18 protein-coding genes are annotated in these 18892 nt (G+C 34.0%); 9 read left to right on the top strand and 9 right to left on the bottom strand.

Features of this window, described 5'->3' with window-relative positions; all coding sequences use genetic code 11:
• Position 1: 1 nt before the first annotated feature.
• Together BLT84_RS10160 and glyA are read right to left on the bottom strand one after the other, a co-directional pair.
• Entirely contained in the window at positions 2-442 is a 441-nt protein-coding gene (locus tag BLT84_RS10160; protein ID WP_091265259.1) for a thioredoxin family protein, read from the bottom strand.
• A 234-nt stretch (positions 443-676) separates the two neighbouring features.
• Complete coding sequence (gene glyA, locus BLT84_RS10155; protein ID WP_091265255.1) at positions 677-1951, bottom strand: serine hydroxymethyltransferase; 1275 nt, start codon at positions 1949-1951, stop codon at positions 677-679.
• A gap of 108 nt (positions 1952-2059) precedes the next feature.
• Between glyA and fahA the strand changes: the two genes are divergently transcribed.
• A complete protein-coding gene (gene fahA, locus BLT84_RS10150; RefSeq protein ID WP_034891194.1) occupies positions 2060-3349 on the top strand; it encodes a fumarylacetoacetase in 1290 nt (429 codons plus the stop codon).
• A 91-nt stretch (positions 3350-3440) separates the two neighbouring features.
• On the opposite strand, the gene BLT84_RS16090 is transcribed toward fahA, so the two are convergent.
• The gene (locus BLT84_RS16090) at positions 3441-3599 is read right to left on the bottom strand and encodes a hypothetical protein (protein ID WP_157717928.1); all 159 of its coding nucleotides are present in this window, start codon (positions 3597-3599) and stop codon (positions 3441-3443) included.
• Positions 3600-3622: 23 nt separating this feature from the next.
• A complete protein-coding gene (gene ytxJ, locus BLT84_RS10145) occupies positions 3623-4018 on the bottom strand; it encodes a bacillithiol system redox-active protein YtxJ (RefSeq protein WP_091265251.1) in 396 nt (131 codons plus the stop codon).
• Between the two features lie 236 nt (positions 4019-4254).
• On the opposite strand from ytxJ, the gene clpB reads away from it, so the two are divergent.
• Entirely contained in the window at positions 4255-6858 is a 2604-nt protein-coding gene (clpB, locus tag BLT84_RS10140) for an ATP-dependent chaperone ClpB (RefSeq protein WP_091265248.1), read from the top strand.
• A gap of 67 nt (positions 6859-6925) precedes the next feature.
• Here clpB and BLT84_RS10135 read toward each other — a convergent pair whose 3' ends face one another.
• Positions 6926-7111 (bottom strand): CsbD family protein, encoded by a 186-nt coding sequence (locus BLT84_RS10135; protein WP_034891184.1) that lies wholly within the window; start codon positions 7109-7111, stop codon positions 6926-6928.
• 118 nt (positions 7112-7229) lie between these two features.
• Between BLT84_RS10135 and BLT84_RS10130 the strand changes: the two genes are divergently transcribed.
• From BLT84_RS10130 to BLT84_RS10115, 4 genes are all read left to right on the top strand, one after another.
• Entirely contained in the window at positions 7230-8330 is a 1101-nt protein-coding gene (locus BLT84_RS10130) for an esterase-like activity of phytase family protein (protein ID WP_091265245.1), read from the top strand.
• Positions 8331-8392: 62 nt separating this feature from the next.
• The gene (locus BLT84_RS10125; protein WP_091265241.1) at positions 8393-8956 is read left to right on the top strand and encodes a SixA phosphatase family protein; all 564 of its coding nucleotides are present in this window, start codon (positions 8393-8395) and stop codon (positions 8954-8956) included.
• Positions 8957-9082: 126 nt separating this feature from the next.
• Entirely contained in the window at positions 9083-10321 is a 1239-nt protein-coding gene (locus tag BLT84_RS10120; RefSeq protein WP_091265238.1) for a DEAD/DEAH box helicase, read from the top strand.
• A gap of 29 nt (positions 10322-10350) precedes the next feature.
• On the top strand, positions 10351-10731 hold the full coding sequence (locus BLT84_RS10115; RefSeq protein WP_157717927.1) for a hypothetical protein: 381 nt from the start codon (positions 10351-10353) through the stop codon (positions 10729-10731).
• Positions 10732-10802: 71 nt separating this feature from the next.
• On the opposite strand, the gene ettA is transcribed toward BLT84_RS10115, so the two are convergent.
• The 3 genes from ettA to BLT84_RS10100 form a co-directional block, all read right to left on the bottom strand.
• Positions 10803-12494, bottom strand: a complete 1692-nt coding sequence (gene ettA, locus BLT84_RS10110; RefSeq protein ID WP_034891169.1) for an energy-dependent translational throttle protein EttA — start codon at positions 12492-12494, stop codon at positions 10803-10805.
• 116 nt (positions 12495-12610) lie between these two features.
• Entirely contained in the window at positions 12611-13090 is a 480-nt protein-coding gene (locus tag BLT84_RS10105) for a DinB family protein (protein ID WP_091265231.1), read from the bottom strand.
• A 1-nt stretch (position 13091) separates the two neighbouring features.
• Positions 13092-13271, bottom strand: coding sequence for a CAL67264 family membrane protein (locus BLT84_RS10100; RefSeq protein ID WP_034891162.1), 180 nt, complete (start codon positions 13269-13271; stop codon positions 13092-13094).
• 274 nt (positions 13272-13545) lie between these two features.
• Here BLT84_RS10100 and BLT84_RS10095 point away from each other — a divergent pair, with 274 nt between their 5' ends.
• From BLT84_RS10095 to BLT84_RS10085, 3 genes are read left to right on the top strand one after another with little or no spacing between them, the layout of a single operon-like run.
• Positions 13546-15174 (top strand): acyl-CoA carboxylase subunit beta, encoded by a 1629-nt coding sequence (locus BLT84_RS10095; protein ID WP_091265228.1) that lies wholly within the window; start codon positions 13546-13548, stop codon positions 15172-15174.
• Between the two features lie 4 nt (positions 15175-15178).
• Positions 15179-16072 carry a hypothetical protein gene (locus tag BLT84_RS10090; RefSeq protein ID WP_091265224.1) on the top strand — a complete coding sequence of 298 codons (894 nt, stop codon included), beginning with the start codon at positions 15179-15181 and terminating at the stop codon, positions 16070-16072.
• 2 nt (positions 16073-16074) lie between these two features.
• Positions 16075-17721 carry a M1 family metallopeptidase gene (locus tag BLT84_RS10085; protein WP_091265221.1) on the top strand — a complete coding sequence of 549 codons (1647 nt, stop codon included), beginning with the start codon at positions 16075-16077 and terminating at the stop codon, positions 17719-17721.
• A 58-nt stretch (positions 17722-17779) separates the two neighbouring features.
• Here the strand turns inward: BLT84_RS10085 and BLT84_RS10080 are convergent, their stop codons facing one another.
• Positions 17780-18883, bottom strand: a complete 1104-nt coding sequence (locus BLT84_RS10080; protein ID WP_091265218.1) for an AMP-binding protein — start codon at positions 18881-18883, stop codon at positions 17780-17782.
• Between the last annotated feature and the right edge of the window lie 9 nt (positions 18884-18892).

Below are 18892 nucleotides of genomic sequence, written 5' to 3'. Positions count from 1 at the left end.
ACTATCCTTTAAAAGAATTCAAATGTTTGATGTATTCTGAAGGCGTTATATTCTTATACCCTGTTTTACCCAGAACTTTTCCATTTTCATTCAGTATAACTACTAACGGAAAATACCCTTCTGAATTATATTTTTGTGCAAGTTTATCGTTCTTAGCTTGTTGCGCTTCAGAAAGTGCATTTTTCTTTCTCTTAGGAAAATCTGCTTTCAACATTACAAAATTGGATTTTGCATATGCCTTAAATTCATCAGTACTCCAAACTTGCTTTTCAAGTTTCATACATGGTGCACACCAATCTGAACCCTGAAAAACTAAAATGATATTTTTATGATCTTTTGATGCAGTCTCTTCTGCAGTTTTAAGATCTAATTGCCACTCTTGAGCATTTATACTGAAGGTAGTTCCCATAAGCAAAAGACAAAAAATTACATACTTTCTCATATTTCTTCAAATTTAATTATTGATACATGTTATAGAAGTTCTTTACAGTCTCTTTTACCAAAGTTACTTTACAATTTTTCTATTGTATTTTATTTTAACCTTAAAGAACGATATTCCTTATACAATAGCTATTCCAATTATTTCAATTCAAGCGCTTAATAAGAACACATCACAATCATCAAAAAAGGCTAATTGATTTACAATTAGCCTTTTTAAATAAAATTTTATTGGTATCTAGAAATTAAAAAGTGGTTTATCCTTCATTAAAGCGACTACCTCTTCCTTAACTTCCTCTAGTTTCTCTTCGTTTTCAAAATTTGATATTACCGTATCTATAAATGATACAATTTGAGCCATATCTCCTTCTTTTAAGCATCTTGTGGTGATTGCCGGAGTACCTATTCTAATTCCTGAAGTTACAAATGGAGATTTATCATCAAAAGGAACCATATTCTTATTCACCGTAATTTCAGCTTTTCCAAGTGCTTCCTCTGCCTGTTTTCCATTAATATTCTTATTTCTAAGATCTATTAGCATCATATGGTTATCTGTTCCTCCAGATATAACATTGTAATCTTTATCCATAAAGGCTTGGGCCAATGCTTTTGCATTTTTCTTAACCTGCACCATATAATATAAGAATTCATCTGTAAGTGCCTCTCCAAAAGCTACAGCTTTAGCTGCTATAATATGTTCTAAAGGTCCACCTTGGTTTCCTGGAAAAACACCACTATCTAACATAGCAGACATTTTCTTTAAGTTTCCATTTTTTAATTTTTCTCCAAATGGATTGTCAAAATCTTTCCCCATCATGATAATTCCACCACGAGGCCCGCGTAAAGTTTTATGTGTTGTTGAAGTTACCACATGGCAATATGGTAATGGATCTTCTAATAATCCTTTAGCTATTAACCCTGCAGGATGTGCAATGTCTGCAAAAAGAATTGCCCCAACGCTGTCTGCTATTTCTCTAAATCTTTTATAATCTATCTCTCTAGAATATGCTGAAGCCCCTGCAATAATTAGTTTCGGCTTTTCTTTGAGCGCAATTTCTTCAACTTTGTCGTAATCTATTAATCCTGTTTTTTCATCTACACCGTAAAATACCGGCTCATACAATCTTCCTGAGAAATTAACAGGAGAACCATGAGTAAGGTGACCTCCATGAGAAAGATCAAAACCTAAAAATTTATCTCCAGGCTTTAAGCAAGCATGAAAAACTGCTGTATTTGCTTGTGATCCTGAGTGTGGTTGCACGTTAGCATATTCTGCATTAAATAATTCCTTTAAGCGAGAAATAGCTAAAAGCTCTACTTCATCTACAATCTCACAACCTCCATAATATCTCTTTCCAGGATATCCTTCAGCATATTTATTTGTAAGTACAGATCCGGCTGCTTCCAGTACTTGTTCACTTACAAAATTTTCACTCGCAATTAATTCTAAACCATTGGTTTGACGGGTTTTTTCCGCTTCTATCAAATCAAAAATTTCCGTATCTCGTTGCATATTAATTTTTTACGTTAAATATTCCTCAAAAGTAAGAATAACATTCGGTTAATGAAGGGAAAATAATATATTTGAAATCAATAGATTTAAGAATAAAACCAAAGAAATATGCCAATTACAGCAAATGACCCTAACAGAAAAACGTGGCTGGACACCCCTAAAGACACAGATTTTCCTATTCAAAATATACCTTTTGGAGTATTTTTGACAAGAGATGATATTGTGACCATAGGAACCCGAATTGGAGATTACGCCATAGATCTGGGTGCACTTCACCAACTGGGGTATTTTGAGGATATACCATTAACTGATGATATCTTTTTACAAGACACGCTAAACGATTTTATTTCTGATGGAAAGAAAACATGGAGACTGGTTAGAAATAGAATTGCCGAAGTTTTTGATGAAAAGAATTCGAAATTAAAGAACAATCAAGATCATCGAAATATCGTGCTTTTCACCCTAGATGAAATTGAAATGCAATTACCGGTGCAGGTAGGAGATTATACAGATTTTTATTCTAGTAAAGAGCATGCTACCAATGTAGGAACAATGTTCCGTGATCCTGAGAATGCATTATTACCAAATTGGCTACACATTCCTGTGGGTTATCATGGAAGAAGTTCCTCCATTATTCCAAGTGGGATTCCTGTACATAGGCCACAAGGACAAAAATTGCCTAATGGAGCTACAGAACCTGTATTTGGGCCATCCAGACTTATAGATTTTGAATTGGAAATGGCATTCATTACTACAGATGCCAATTTATTAGGAGAACCTATTCCTATTGAGGATGCCGAAGATTATATTTTTGGATTGGTATTATTTAATGATTGGAGTGCCAGAGATATTCAAAAGTGGGAATATGTACCTCTAGGACCATTCTTGGCTAAGAACTTTGCTTCTTCTGTTTCACCATGGATAGTTACTTTAGATGCTTTAGAGCCTTTTAGAACTAAAGGTCCAGAACCTGAAAAAGAACTTTTACCATATTTACAATTTGAGGGTAAAAAGAGTTTTGATATTAAATTACAAGTAGCCATAAAACCTGAGGATAAGGAAGAAACGGTGATCACAAATTCAAATTTCAAATACATGTATTGGAATATGAGTCAGCAACTTGCACACCACACCATTAATGGTTGTCCTGTAAACTCTGGAGACATGATGGGATCTGGAACGATCTCAGGACCAACTCCAGATACTTTTGGATCTATGTTAGAGCTTTCCTGGAGAGGTGAGAAACCAGTAAAACTCAACGATGGTTCCGAAAGAAAATTTATAGAAGATAATGATACGGTAATTCTTAGAGGATATTGTGAGAACAAAACCAGAAGAATTGGATTTGGAGAAGTGAGCACTAAATTATTACCGGTATACGAGCCTAAAAAGAAATAGTTAAAAGCTATCACAAATAAAAAAGTCCGATCTAAAATTTAGATCGGACTTTTTTATTTATAAAATTATGCATGGTTTCAATTCTAATGAATTAACCTATTTGATCATCTTGCGGAGAAGTATTTTGATCTGTTCGCTCCGACTCTTGAGACTCTTTACTTATCTTATTTCTCCCAGAATTCTTAGGGTTACGATCTTGATCCTTCCCTTCTTTTTCTTCTCCTTTATTTTGACTCGGCTTCTCATCCATAATTAATGATGCTTTAAAAACTATTACGCAATAGACTTAAGTTTATCTGCAGAGATCTCACTATGAGAAGCATCGTAAATAACCTTTCCTTCACTTAAAACAATGAGTTGCGGACTTTGGTGAGGCACATTAAATCTAGAAGCAATTTTATTGGAGATCTCTCTATAACTTAAAAGGTCAAGAAAATACAATTTCATATCTTCTTCTCTTATATCATAAGTTGCTTCAAATTGACGTAGGACCATCCTACTAATTCCACAGCTGGTAGAGTGTTTTAATATTGCAACTGGGTGATGTTTACTTGCCTCCACAATTTCGTCTAACATTTCCATTTGCTTTATCTCAATCCATGAAATTTGTTTTTTCTCAACATTCTTTTCTTCATTATCGCTCTTAAAGATCTTATCAAATATTCCCATGATGTGTAAATTTTTAGAAGGTAAAAATACATTTTCATTTAAAAACCTATTCCAATAGAAATACTAAAGTTTCTATAACAAGTTGCCAACTTTGGTTTTTAAAAAAGTAAATTTATAAATAGAATAGCTAATACAGGACATATTGTCACTAAATCTTTTAAATTAACTGACTTTTTGACAATTTATTGCAGTGGCTCGCAGTTTGCTTATTTATATTGAACTCAAAATTTACAGTAATGAATCTAAATAATTTCACCATAAAATCTCAGGAGGCTATCCAGCAAGCGCAACAGCTCGCTCAAGAAATGGGACATCAACAAATAGAGAATGAGCATATATTTAAGGCTATCACTATGGTAGACGAAAATGTTGCTCCATTCCTTTTAAAAAAATTAAACATAAATGTGAATTTGTTCAATCAAATTCTAGATAATACGCTTACTAGTTTTCCAAAGGTTACTGGAGGAGAGATCATGCTTTCTAGAGAAGCTTCAAAAACGCTCAACGAAGCAAGTAGTATTGCTAAAAAGATGAATGATGAGTACGTCTCAGTAGAACATCTAGTTTTAGCAATATTTAATTCTAACAGTAAGGTAGCTCAGATCCTTAAAGATCAGGGAGCTTCAGAAAAGAATTTAAAAGCAGCTATAGATGAGTTGAGAAAAGGAGATAGAGTTACTTCTCAAAGTGCTGAAGACACTTATAATTCACTTAATAAATACGCCAAAAACCTCAATAAAATGGCTGAGGAAGGCAAATTAGATCCGGTTATTGGTAGAGATGAGGAAATAAGACGTGTTTTACAGATCCTTTCTAGAAGAACCAAGAACAATCCTATGTTGGTTGGTGAACCGGGAGTTGGTAAAACAGCAATTGCAGAAGGATTAGCACATAGAATTATTTCGGGAGATATTCCGGAGAACCTAAAAGATAAACAGATCTACTCTCTAGATATGGGAGCTCTAATTGCAGGAGCTAAATATAAAGGGGAATTTGAAGAAAGATTAAAAGCTGTTATCAAAGAAGTAACCAGTAGTGAAGGTGATATTGTTCTTTTTATAGATGAGATACACACACTGGTAGGTGCAGGTGGCGGACAAGGCGCTATGGATGCAGCCAATATCTTAAAACCGGCTTTAGCCCGTGGAGAACTTAGAGCTATAGGAGCCACTACCTTAGATGAATATCAAAAATATTTCGAAAAAGATAAAGCCTTGGAAAGAAGGTTTCAGAAAATTCTTGTAGATGAGCCAGATACAGAAAGTGCTATTTCTATTTTAAGAGGTATTAAAGAAAAGTATGAAACTCACCACAAAGTTAGGATTAAAGATGAAGCTATTATAGGTGCCGTAGAGCTTTCTCAACGTTATATAACCAATAGATTTTTGCCAGATAAGGCAATAGATCTTATGGATGAAGCTGCAGCGAAGCTTAGAATGGAGATAAATTCTAAGCCGGAAGAGTTAGATGTATTAGACAGAAAGGTGACCCAATTAGAAATTGAGATTGAAGCTATAAAACGAGAAGATGATGAAGTTAAACTGAAATCTTTACGTGCAGACTTAGCTAACCTAAAAGAGGATCGAAATGAACTGAATGCAAAATGGAAAAATGAGAAGGAAGTTGTAGATAATATTCAAGCTGCAAAATCTGACATTGAACATTTTAAAATGGAAGCTGAGAAAGCAGAGCGCGACGGAGATTACGGGAAGGTGGCAGAGTTAAGATATGGCAAAATCAAAGAAGCTCAAGAAAAGTTAGAAAAACTGCAAATAGATCATAATGAGAATGATGAAAATCACACTCTTATTAAAGAAGAAGTTACCTATGAAGATATTGCTGAAGTTGTGGCAAAATGGACAGGAGTACCTTTAACTAAGATGTTACAGAGCGATAGAGAAAAGCTTTTAAAATTAGAAGACGAACTACACAAACGAGTGGTTGGGCAGGAAGAAGCCATTACCGCTGTTAGTGATGCCGTGCGTAGAAGTAGAGCCGGACTTCAAGATCAAAAAAAACCTATAGGTTCCTTTCTATTTTTAGGTACTACGGGAGTAGGAAAAACAGAATTGGCTAAAGCTTTAGCAGAATATCTTTTTGATGATGAAGCATCTATGACGAGAATTGATATGAGTGAATATCAAGAACGCCATTCTGTTAGTAGATTAGTTGGAGCTCCCCCAGGATATGTGGGATATGATGAAGGTGGACAGTTAACAGAAGCGGTAAGAAGAAAACCCTATTCTGTCGTGCTACTAGATGAGATCGAAAAAGCGCACCCAGATACCTTTAATATTTTACTCCAAGTATTAGATGAAGGTAGACTTACAGACAATAAAGGTAGACTTGCAGACTTTAAGAATACCATTATTATAATGACAAGTAATATGGGTTCTGATATAATTCAAGAACGATTTGAAGCTATTCAGGATGTTCAAACAGCAATGGAATCTGCTAAAGATGATGTGCTTGCCATATTAAAGCAAAGTGTGAGACCAGAATTCATCAATAGAATAGATGATATTGTTATGTTTACTCCTTTAACCAAAAAGGATATTAAAAGAATTGTAGATCTTCAACTTAGAGGAATTAAAAAAATGCTGTCTAAACAAGGAATTCTATTGGATGCCACAGAAGACGCTATTAAATTTCTTGCTGAACGTGGATATGATCCTCATTTTGGTGCAAGACCCGTTAAAAGAGTGATTCAAAAAGAAGTTTTGAACAAACTTTCTAAGGAGATCCTTTCCGGGAACGTACATGTAAATAGCATTATTTTATTAGACGCTTTTGATGATCAACTTGTTTTTAGAAACCAAGAGGAATTAAAAGAAAATTAAATTAGAAAATATGAGCAAAAAAAAAGGGCTGTTATAAAACAGCCCTTTTTCATTTATATGGTAATTCCTACCACTTATCAATTTCATCTTGTAATTCTTCTTTAGTCTTTCCAGTTTTCTCTTGAAGACGTCCCATCATTTCATCAAATTTACCTTCTGTATAAGTAGCATCATCATCAGTAACTTTACCGTACTTCTGTTTGAATTCACCTTTTATTTGTTTCCACTTTCCTTCTAACTGATCATTATTCATAATATTTGGTTTTTGTTGTTAATAAGAATAAATGTACCGCTAAGCCGCAGGGAATTGTCTCAACAAACTCCCATATTTATCTTAAGGATTTGTTATTTTTGCCAAATAGCTCTTAGCCATGAAAAATTACCTTCTTTTAGCACTATTCTCAATACTAATTTTAACCAGCTGTGGAACTTCTAAAAAGATAAGCACAGAAAATATTACATTAAAATTTTTAGATGATTATATAATCCCTGCAGATCTTGAGATAGATGGCACTAAGGTTGGCGGTCTCTCCGGGATAGATTATCACAATGATAATTTCTACTTAGTCTGCGATCATCCCGGTAATCCTAGATTTTATGTAGCGTCTGTAGAGTTAAGCAATACCAAAATTGATACGGTAATTTTTAAGAATACTGTAATGATTCAACAAGATGCTAATTTCTTTAAGGATAACACCTTAGATCTAGAAGCTATTAGATATAATACCACTTCAGGCAATCTGTGGTTAACAAGTGAAGGATCTATTAAAAAAAATAAAAATCCATCTATATTTAGTGTAACTCCAGAAGGTAAATACATTTCTAACTTTGAGATGCCGGATTATTTTAAGGTGGATGGATGCCAAAAACCAAGAAATAATGGAGTGTTTGAAGGTTTGAGTGAGAGTTTTGATAAAAAAGGATATTGGGCAGGCATGGAATTGCCTTTAGAGAAGGATGGGCCTAAACCTAAATTATACCCTACTAATTCTTTGGTTAGGATCACAAATTTTAACCTAGTATCTAAAAAACCTGTTTCTCAATTTGCATTTAAGCTAGAATCTATATCTAAAATTCCGTGGAAATATTTTGCGGTTAATGGACTTACAGATCTTATTGAATATGCACCAAACAAATTTTTGGTATTAGAAAGAGCTTTTTCTGCAGGACATGGAAGTACAGGGAATACGGTAAGAATATTTGATGTAGACGCCAGTTCAGCCTCTAATACTCTTCTTATCCAAAACATAAAACACGCTAAAATTAATACCGCCACTAAAAAATTGGTGTTTAATTTCGATTCTATAAAAGATAAGCTTACTGAAAATATTATAGATAATATAGAGGGAATGAGTTTTGGACCAAAATTGCCTAATGGCAATAGCACCTTAATTCTTATCTCAGATAATAATTTTAATAGTATGGGGAAGCAATTAAGCCAGATCATACTTTTAGAAGTTGATCTTAAATAATAAAATTGAATTAATTCAGTTATAAGAATTAATGCTAAATTAGGATCAAAATATCTAGAATTATGAAAAAGCTTCTTCTATTAATACTACCAATTCTCTTGGCAGGATGCAATTTTTCACAAACTGAAGAATCGCTGCAAGCAGTATCTGAACAGAAAAAAGAGGCTATTCAAAATACAAAGAGCATGACCACGTATTATATGATACGTCATGCAGAAAAAGATAGAACAGACAGCAAGAATAAAAACCCAGAACTTAATAAGGATGGGAAGTTAAGAGCAGAGAATTGGGCAAAGGTTTTTAAAGAAGTAGATTTTGACGCTATTTATAGTACAGATTATAATAGAACCAAGCAGACTGCTCAACCTACTGCAATTTCCCAATCTTTAAAAGTGGAAACTTACGATCCTGAAAATCTTTTTAATGATGATTTTAAAAAGAAGACAGAGGGCAAAACGGTATTGATAGTTGGACATAGCAACACAACTCCACAACTTGTAAACAAAATTTTAGGATCTGAGAAATTTAAAGATATTCCGGATAACGAAAATGGCGCCATGTATATCTTAAATATATTACCAAATCAAAGCAAGAACATAAAGACACTTTACATCAATCAATGGTAGCTTAATTAAAAGAGAAATCTATTTTACATTGCTACATTTAGGATTAAAAGTCTAATCTCCTCCAAAATTAGACTGATATATATAACAAATTATTTTTGAGGTATCTTTGCTATCTAAATTGAGTTTATGCATTTTGAAGATCTACCCTTATCAAAACCAATTCAGCAAGGAATTGCAGAAATTGGATATGTTACCCCTACTCCTATTCAGGAAAAAGTAATTCCTGAAATTTTAAGACGAAATGATGTTATTGCAAGCGCACAGACTGGAACAGGAAAAACTGGAGCCTTTGCAATACCGCTATTAAATCTATTGAACAAAAAGATAGAAAATCCTCAATACGTAGAAGAGCTAACTATGTTGATAGTGAGCCCTACTAGAGAATTGGCTGTACAGATAGAGGAAAATATAAAAGCTTATGCAAAATTTACTTCAATAAAATCTGGAGTTGTTTTTGGCGGAACTTCTATGCAGCCTCAAATAAATATGTTGAAAAAAGGTCTTCATATTTTGGTTGCTACTCCAGGGAGGTTGTTAGACCTTAGAAAACAAGGTTATATTAACTTAGATAAAATTGAAATTTTAGTTTTAGATGAGGCAGATCTAATGTTAGATATGGGCTTTATAGATGAAGTGCAGAAGATCATAAGACTTTCACCTAATTTAGAGCAGCGCCTTATGTTTTCTGCCACCATCCCGGCAAAGGTGCAGGATCTTGCAAAATCTTTATTAAAAGATCCGGAAAGAATTGAAGTAGCCGCAAATTCATCTGCAGCACCAGAAGTAAATCAGCGTTTATTTTTAGTACCCAAACCGGATAAGACAGAATTGATGCTTTATTTAATGAGAAACATCATTAAAGATAAATCTGTATTGATCTTTAGGAGAACCAAAAATGGCGTAGAGAAAGCTCTGAATTCTTTAGTAAAGAATGGATATAAAGCAGACTCATTACATGGGGATAAAACACAATCTGATCGTACCTTAGCGCTAAATAAATTTAAGAATAATGAAGTAAATATTCTTGTAGCTACAGATGTTGCTGCTCGAGGATTGGATATAGATCTCTTAGATTTTGTTTTAAACTTTGATATACCCAATCTTCCTGAAGTCTACGTACATAGAATTGGAAGAACGGGACGTGCAGGAAATATTGGGAGTTCCATTTCTTTTTGCAGTGCAGATGAGAAGGAATATATAAAAAGTATTGAAAAATTAATAGGAACTAAAATTCCTATAGACAATGAGAATCCTTATCCAATGGATTCTGAAGCAAAACCAGCCGTTCATAAAAAGAAAGGAAGTAAGCATAAAAAAGGAAGAAAAGGAAGCGGCTCAAAGGCTAATAAGAAACGTTGGTATTAGCAATATTAAGATTTATAAACCTTGAAAGTATGAAAAAGCTTGTTTTAATGTTGTTTTTAATCTCGATGGTTTCCTGTTCTAAAGATGAAGATCCACAAGAACAATTAACGGAAGATTATAGTCTCGATCAAGCAATCTGTTTTTGTTTCTATGAACCTGATTTTAATTTTAAAGGCTTTAAATTATCCTTTACAGAAGGAAGTTCAAAAGTTAAATTAGAAAGTCCAATGGAAGGCACCTATTTTATTGCACCAAATGGAACTTATGATTATTCTATTAATGGAGATATCCTTACAATAAATAACATGAGCTTTAAATTTAAGAAGGATAGCGATGTTCTTATTTTAAACTTTCTTGATGAACCACAAATTGCAGATGATGAATTAACATTGATCTACAAAAAAGATTAATCTTATTTTTTAAACATAAAAAAACTCCGAAGAGAAATCTACGGAGTTTTTTCTGTTAAAATATAAAGTACTTATCGAGTCAATTTCTTGTACTTAATACGCTTCGGCATAAGATCACCACCCAATCGTTTCTTCTTATTCTCTTCATAATCTGAGAATCCACCTTCAAAGAAATAAACTTGAGAATCACCTTCAAAAGCTAAAATATGAGTACATATTCTATCTAAGAACCATCTATCGTGAGAGATCACTACCGCACAGCCAGCAAAGTTGTCTAAACCTTCTTCAAGCGCACGCAGCGTATTCACATCTAAATCGTTTGTTGGCTCATCCAATAACAATACGTTACCTTCTTCCTTAAGGGTCATTGCAAGGTGTAAACGGTTACGTTCTCCACCAGAAAGCATGCTCACTTTTTTATTCTGTTCTCCACCACCAAAATTAAATCTGCTTAAATATGCTCTGGAATTCACTTGCTTCCCTCCCATATTTATAAGCTCTTGGCCATCGCTAAAGTTTTGCCATATAGTTTTGTCCGGATCCATATTTGAGTGGCTTTGATCTACATAAGCGATCTTTGCTGTATCTCCTACTTCAAAACTTCCTTGATCTGGTTTAATTTCCCCCATGATCATTTTAAAGATCGTGGTTTTACCAGCACCGTTAGGTCCAATAACTCCAACAATACCTGCTTGCGGTAAGGTAAAATTTAGATCTTCATAAAGTAATTTATCATCAAAAGCCTTACTAACTCCTTTGGCATCTATAACATTGGTTCCTAATCGAGGTCCGTTAGGGATATAGATCTCCAGTTGCTCATCCATTTTCTTTTGATCCTGACTCAACAATTTATCATAATTGTTCAATCTCGCTTTTTGCTTGGTCTGTCTACCTTTTGGAGACATACGAGACCATTCTAATTCTCGCTCTAATGTTTTTTGACGCTTACTTGCAGTTTTCTGCTCCTGAGCCAAACGTTTCGATTTTTGATCTAACCAAGAAGAGTAGTTTCCTTTCCAAGGAATTCCTTCTCCTCTATCTAATTCTAAGATCCATCCAGCTACATTGTCTAAGAAATATCTATCGTGAGTTACAGCTATTACTGTTCCTTTGTATTGAGATAAGTGATGTTCCAACCAATGTACAGATTCTGCATCGAGGTGGTTGGTAGGTTCATCCAATAATAGAACATCCGGTTCTTGTAATAACAATCTACATAGCGCAACTCTTCTGCGTTCCCCTCCAGATAAAACTCCAATTTTCTTATCAGAATCTGGAGTTCGAAGTGCGTCCATGGCGATCTCCAATTTAGTATCTAATTCCCATGCATTAGAAGCATCTATCTCATCTTGTAGAGCTGCCTGCTTGTCCATGAGTTTTTGCATTTTATCTGCATCTTCATAAACTTCCGGAAGCCCGAACATATCGTTGATCTTATTGTATTCATCTAAAATTGCTACTGTTGCAGCAACTCCTTCTTTTACAACTTCTAAAACTGTCTTATCATTATCTAATTGTGGTTCCTGCTCCAACATTCCCACGGTATATCCAGGAGAAAAAACCACATCTCCCTGATAGTTCTTTTCCATTCCGGCAATGATCTTCAGTAAAGTAGATTTCCCAGAGCCGTTAAGACCAAGAATTCCAATTTTAGCGCCGTAGAAAAAACTTAGATATATATTTTTAAGAACTGGTGTATTTGCTCCGGGATAGGTTTTGGTTAACCCAGACATGGAAAATATCACCTTATTGTCATCTGCCATTATTATGTGATTTTAAAATTAAATTGAATGTACCCTAAAGCAATTTTCAAGGTAAAAAGTTCAGAATGCAAATATCTGAATTTTTGATAGTATGAAGCGTAAAATTGCATCAAAAATTAGGCAGGATATCTGCCTAATTCTCTTAGTATTAATAAAAGCTGACCGGTGTGATAAGCAGTGTGCTCAATAATTAATAATACTTCTCTAAAAAGGGTGTGATCTGTTTCTTGATTAAAGGGAGCGAAGAGCTCATTTTCTTCATTCAAAATGAGCTGAATTAAAATTGCTCTCTCTTCAAAATAAGAATCCTTCAGTACTTCCCATTCCTTGCTAGATGGTGGTGCCTTATGATCTGGCCAATAGTCTTTAGGCCAGCTGGGAGCTTTATAAGAAGGATCTTTATAATAATCTAAAATATCCTTTTGAGTAAATCTTATATGATGAAAGATCTCATAAAATGAATAAGGTAAATGCTCTGGCCTTACGCCTAACATATTAAACTCAGCAAATTTCAACATTTCCTCTACAGGCATAAAAGCTTCTCCTCCCTTTACATGTTTAGCTAATCTTTGTTTAATAAAAGTAACATCTTCCATATTACACACGACCTTTTAACGCATTAAAGGCCCATGAAACCACAATAAATCCAATTCCTACTGTAGAAAACCCAATAGCATATTCCTTATATTTTAAAACTCCAAGTAAAATTAGAGCGATGCCAATTAATAGCATAAAGAAAGATCCCCATGCAAATATGCTGTTCTTATTCATTGCCATAGTTATCTCGATTTTTAAAGTTATTATTTATTAAAGTTAACGCTAAGAAAATAAAGCTTTTGCTCGGCAACTAAAGATATCTTATTAGTTCTAAAACTCCAACATTTAAAGGCATACCTCAAATATATGAAGTTGGGATCAAAATCTATAATACCCAATAAGTTAAGCTAAAAAAATATGTATTTCAATTTGATAAAAAGTCAGCTCTTTCTTGATTCCGCTTTTTTTTCATTAATAAATAAACGTATTTTTACAGCAAAACTGCGAATAACTTATGGATATCAGCTTTAATAAAAACGAAGATCACAATAAATTATTACTTTCTACACTAAAACACAAATTGTCTAAGATTAGTCTGGGTGGAGGAGAAAAACGTATTGAAAAGCATCATTCTAAAGGTAAAATGACTGCTAGAGAACGTATAGATTATTTACTGGACGATAAAGATAAAGCTATCGAGATTGGTGCCATTGCCGGGGATAAAATGTATGAGGAACATGGAGGATGTCCTAGTGCCGGTGTGGTAGTTAAGATAGGCCACGTTTCTGGCAAACAATGTATAGTTGTTGCCAATGATGCTACTGTAAAAGCAGGAGCTTGGTTTCCAATAACAGCTAAAAAGAATTTAAGAGCACAGGAAATTTCTATAGAAAACAGGTTACCAATAATTTACCTTGTAGATAGTGCAGGAGTTTATTTACCACTTCAGGATGAGATCTTTCCAGATAAGGAACATTTTGGAAGAATATTTAGAAACAATGCGGTGATGAGCAGTATGGGAATCACCCAGATCTCTGCTGTAATGGGTAGCTGTGTTGCCGGAGGTGCTTATTTACCTATTATGAGTGACGAGGCTATCATCGTTGAGAAAACAGGTAGTATATTTTTAGCAGGTAGTTATTTGGTAAAGGCAGCTATTGGAGAATCTGTAGATAATGAAACTCTAGGAGGTGCAACTACACACTCTGAAATTAGTGGTGTTACAGATTATAAAGCAAAAGATGATAAAGATGCTTTAGATACCATCAAAAACATCATGGATAAGATTGGTGATTTTGATAAAGCCGGATATAGCAGAAAACCTTCCGTAAAACCTGCAAAAGATCCAAATGAGATCTTTGGATTTCTACCAAAGAAGCGAAGCGACCAATATGACATGCATGAAATAATTAGCAGATTGGTGGATAATTCTGAATTTGAAGAATATAAAGAAGGTTATGGACAGACCATTATTACAGGATATGCTAGAATAGACGGTTGGGCAGTAGGGATAGTTGCCAATCAGCGTAAAATAGTTAAGACTAAAAAAGGGGAAATGCAGTTTGGTGGAGTTATCTATTCAGACTCTGCAGATAAAGCCACAAGATTTATAGCTAATTGTAATCAGAAAAAGATCCCTTTAGTTTTTGTTCAAGATGTTACAGGATTTATGGTAGGTAGCAAAAGTGAACAAGGAGGAATTATAAAAGATGGTGCCAAAATGGTGAATGCCGTAAGTAATTCTGTAGTTCCAAAATTTACGGTTCTTATAGGAAATTCTTATGGAGCTGGGAACTATGCTATGTGTGGAAAAGCTTATGACCCTAGATTGATCTTCGCTTGGCCTAGCGCAGAATTAGCCGTTATGGGTGGAACCCAAGCAGCAAAGGTGCTTGCTCAAATTGAAACTGCCTCTATGGCAAAGAAAGGGGAAACAGTAGACGAAGAGAAAGAAAAAGAGGTATTTGATAAGATAAAAGCCAGATATGATGAGCAAACTTCACCATATTATGCGGCTGCTAGGTTATGGACAGATGCTATTATCAATCCTCTAGATACCAGAAAATGGATCTCTACTGGAATTGAGGCTGCAAACCACGCCCCAATTACAAAAGATTTTAATCTTGGAGTGATCCAAACCTAATTCTATGAAATTATTTTTATGTGCTTTGTTTTTACTTGGTAGTTTCAACAGTTTCTCTCAAGATACTACCATGGAGAAATGGCATTCAAGCACTTTTATCAATATAAATACCATTCGGAGTACAGGCTATATTTTAACAAAAAAAGATAGCCTAAATTTTGTTATTGAGGGTGAAGATACGTTGCTTGCGGTAGATAAGAAATATTTAAAAAATCTAAAAACTGTAAATACACGCAAAGTAAGTGTGAAATATGAACCAAAAGATTCACTCTTTTTGGAAACCTATAAAAACATTGTTTTTGGAAAAAATAAGAATGCTAAATCTACTTTAAAGATTTGGAAAGACGATGTGAAAATTTATTTTGATCCTTCAGTTCCAGAATTGCATCAAAAATCTTTAATGAATTTTGCTGAAGGAATTTCTAATGAGATAGATTCTTTAACTATAAGAAAAGTAGACACTAAGAAAGATTCAAATTACTTCATTTATTACCTGAACGATAAGAGTGATAAAGATTTTGAGCCTAAAATAGTAAATAAGAACGGCGGATATCATGTTACCTGGAATAGCAAACAACAAATTACGAGTGCTTCATTAAAGATCAATGCAATAAACGTAAAAAGCAGTGAATATCAGATTGCCAACTTAAAATTCAATTTAGTTAGAACTTTAGGCTATTTTGGAGAAGATGCCTCATTAGAATGTAATAGCTACTTCTCTAACTGCCCGGTTATAAGAAGTCTAATACCTTTAGATCTGGAGCTGTTAAAATATCATTACTCTTATGGTGTGTATAAAGGAACTACTAGAGATAATTTTGAAAAAATGCATAGAAAAATGAGAAGCACATTACGCCAACATCCAAATGCAGAATTATACATAGACCATACTTTATAAAAATGAAGAATACGATTTCTATTATCATATTTGCAATTTGCATTTCTATATTCAATTCAAGTTGCGCACAAGTTTTGAGCGATAAACAACAAAATTATAATGCTGGTGATACGCTTAGAGGAAGTTTAAGAGCAGAACGAAATTATGAAGTTCTCAAATATCATTTGCAGGTAAGAGTAAATCCTGAAAAGAAATTTATTTCTGGTTCTAATACGATCACCTTTCAAGCAGCCCAAGAATTACCGATAATGCAGGTAGATCTTTTTGAGAATATGCAGGTAGATTCAATAATACATCTAGGTAAAAAGCTTGATTATAGAAGAGAATATAATGCGGTTTTTATAGATCTTAATAAAAAAACCAGTGCTTCAGCTAAAGACTCTATACAGTTCTTTTATTCTGGAAATCCTATAGTTGCTAAAAATGCTCCTTGGGATGGGGGATTTGTCTGGAAAACCGATGAAAATGGAGATCCATGGATAGCTGTTGCTGTTCAAGGAACAGGAGCCAGTCTTTGGTATCCTAATAAAGATCATCAAAGTGATGAGCCGGAGGAAGCATTAATTGAAATTGCGGTTCCTAATGATCTTATAAATGTATCTAACGGAAGATTTATTGGAAAACAAGATCTTGGTGATGGTTACACCCAATGGAGCTGGAAAGTTAATAGCCCTATCAACAACTACGATATAGTGGTTAATATTGCTAATTATGAGCATTTTCATGACACTTATAAAAACTTAGATCTAGACTATTATGTACTGCCTTATAATTTAGAAAAAGCAAAGAAAGAATTTGAAGAAGTGAAGTTGATGATGGATTGTTTCTATAACAAAATGGGACCCTATCCATTTGAAGAGGATGGTTACAAACTGGTAGAAACACCTTATCTGGGAATGGAACATCAAAGTGCTGTAGCTTATGGTAATAATTATGGTTATGGTTATTTAGGTAGAGATCTTTCCGGTACAGCAATCGGTATGAACTGGGATTATATAATAATTCATGAATCTGGACATGAGTGGTATGGAAATAGTATCACTGCTAAAGATATTGCAGATATGTGGATACATGAGAGCTTCACCTCTTATACTGAAGCTATTTATGTTGAATGTAGATGGGGAAAAGATAAATCACTAGAATATCTTAGAGGAACCCGTAAAGGCGTAAGAAATACAGCTCCTATAATTGGGGATTACGGAGTAAATTCTGAAGGTTCTGGAGACATGTATTTTAAAGGAGCTAATCTTCTTAACAATCTAAGAAGTATTTATAACAATGATGAGCTATGGTGGAATACTTTAAGAGCCTACACAAAAACCTACAGACATAAAATAATAGAGACAAAAACCGTAGAAGACTATTTCAATGCACCTATAAAAGAAGATCTCGCTCCTATTTTCGATCAATATCTTAGGCATTCTAAATTACCTGTTCTACAATTTAAAATGAATGGGAATAAGGTTTTATATAGATGGCAGGCAGATGTAGAAAACTTTAAGATGCCGGTCTCTGTCTTTGTAAAAAATAAAGAAATTCGAATTACTCCCACCTCAAAATGGCAAAGTTTAAAGGAAAATATAAAGCGCAAAGATCAAATAAGAGTTAACGACCTTAAATACTATGTCGATTCTGAATTTGTAAATTAATAGTTACTAACTACTAAAAACAGAAAGAGCTTTTTGATATCAAAAAGCTCTTTCTGTTTTATCCTATTTTGCTTCTAAGTGTATTCAATCTATGAATTTTTCCGTTGGGAGTTTCTTCAAATTTCCCAATTAAGTAGATCTTTTTAGGCACCTCAAATCGTTCTAAAGATTTAAGTTTCGCAACTTTCTCCTGAAGTTCTATGAGTAACTCTTCAGAAAAATCTGCTTCTACAAAGAGTATCAATTTTTCTCCTAAAGCGTCATCCGGAATTCCAATTACAAAAATCCTATTATTGATAACCTTGCTAATTTTTCGCTCTATTGCCTCTGGAAACAATTTAACTCCTCCCGAATTTACTACGTTATCATACCTTCCTTTCCATAAAAACTTTTTATAGGTAATTATCTCAACCACATCATTGGTAACTATAGTCTCCTTAGAGACTAAAGGGGCTTTAATAACTAAACAATCTCTATCATCTTTAGAGATGTTTACATTAGGCAATACCTTAAAAGGAGTATATTGTTTTTGCTTTTTCTTTTTCTTCGGATTTAATCTACGTGCGGCAATGTGAGACAAGGTTTCTGTCATTCCAAAAGTTTCGTAGACCTTAGTTTGAAGTCCTTGTACCATTTTCTGTAAATTAAGACTTACAGCCCCTCCACCAACTATCAACTTTTTAATAAGATGAAGTCTTCCAATAGAATTATCTAACTGAAAAGGCGTCATTGCACAAAAATCATAGATCTTATAAACCTGATCTAAAGGATTGGAAGACGGCACCACAAGATCTAATTCCCAGCCCAAAGTCATAGCCCTAACCATCATCATCTTACCTGCTATGAAGTTTACAGGAAGACACAATAGCGAATGAGACCCAGCTTCTAACTCAAAAAACTTCCCGGTAGCAAGTGCAGAATTAATCATGAATTCTTTTCTAATCTTATATTTCTTTGGCGTTCCTGTAGAGCCCGAAGTTTGAACTTCTAAAAACGCAGATGGCTTTAACCAATCTAAAATAAAATCTCCAACAGCTTCCTCATAGGGTTCTCCCTCTTTTATTAAATTGTAAGCAGCTTGTCTTAATTCGGTATTGGTATAGTGTTGTTTATTCAGTTTAAAAGCAGGATGTGTTTCAGGAACTTTAAATTTCTCAATCATGTTGCTAGA

Source organism: Gillisia sp. Hel1_33_143 (genome assembly GCF_900104765.1).
Taxonomy (GTDB): domain Bacteria; phylum Bacteroidota; class Bacteroidia; order Flavobacteriales; family Flavobacteriaceae; genus Gillisia.
This window is presented reverse-complemented; position numbering and strand designations above follow the sequence as displayed.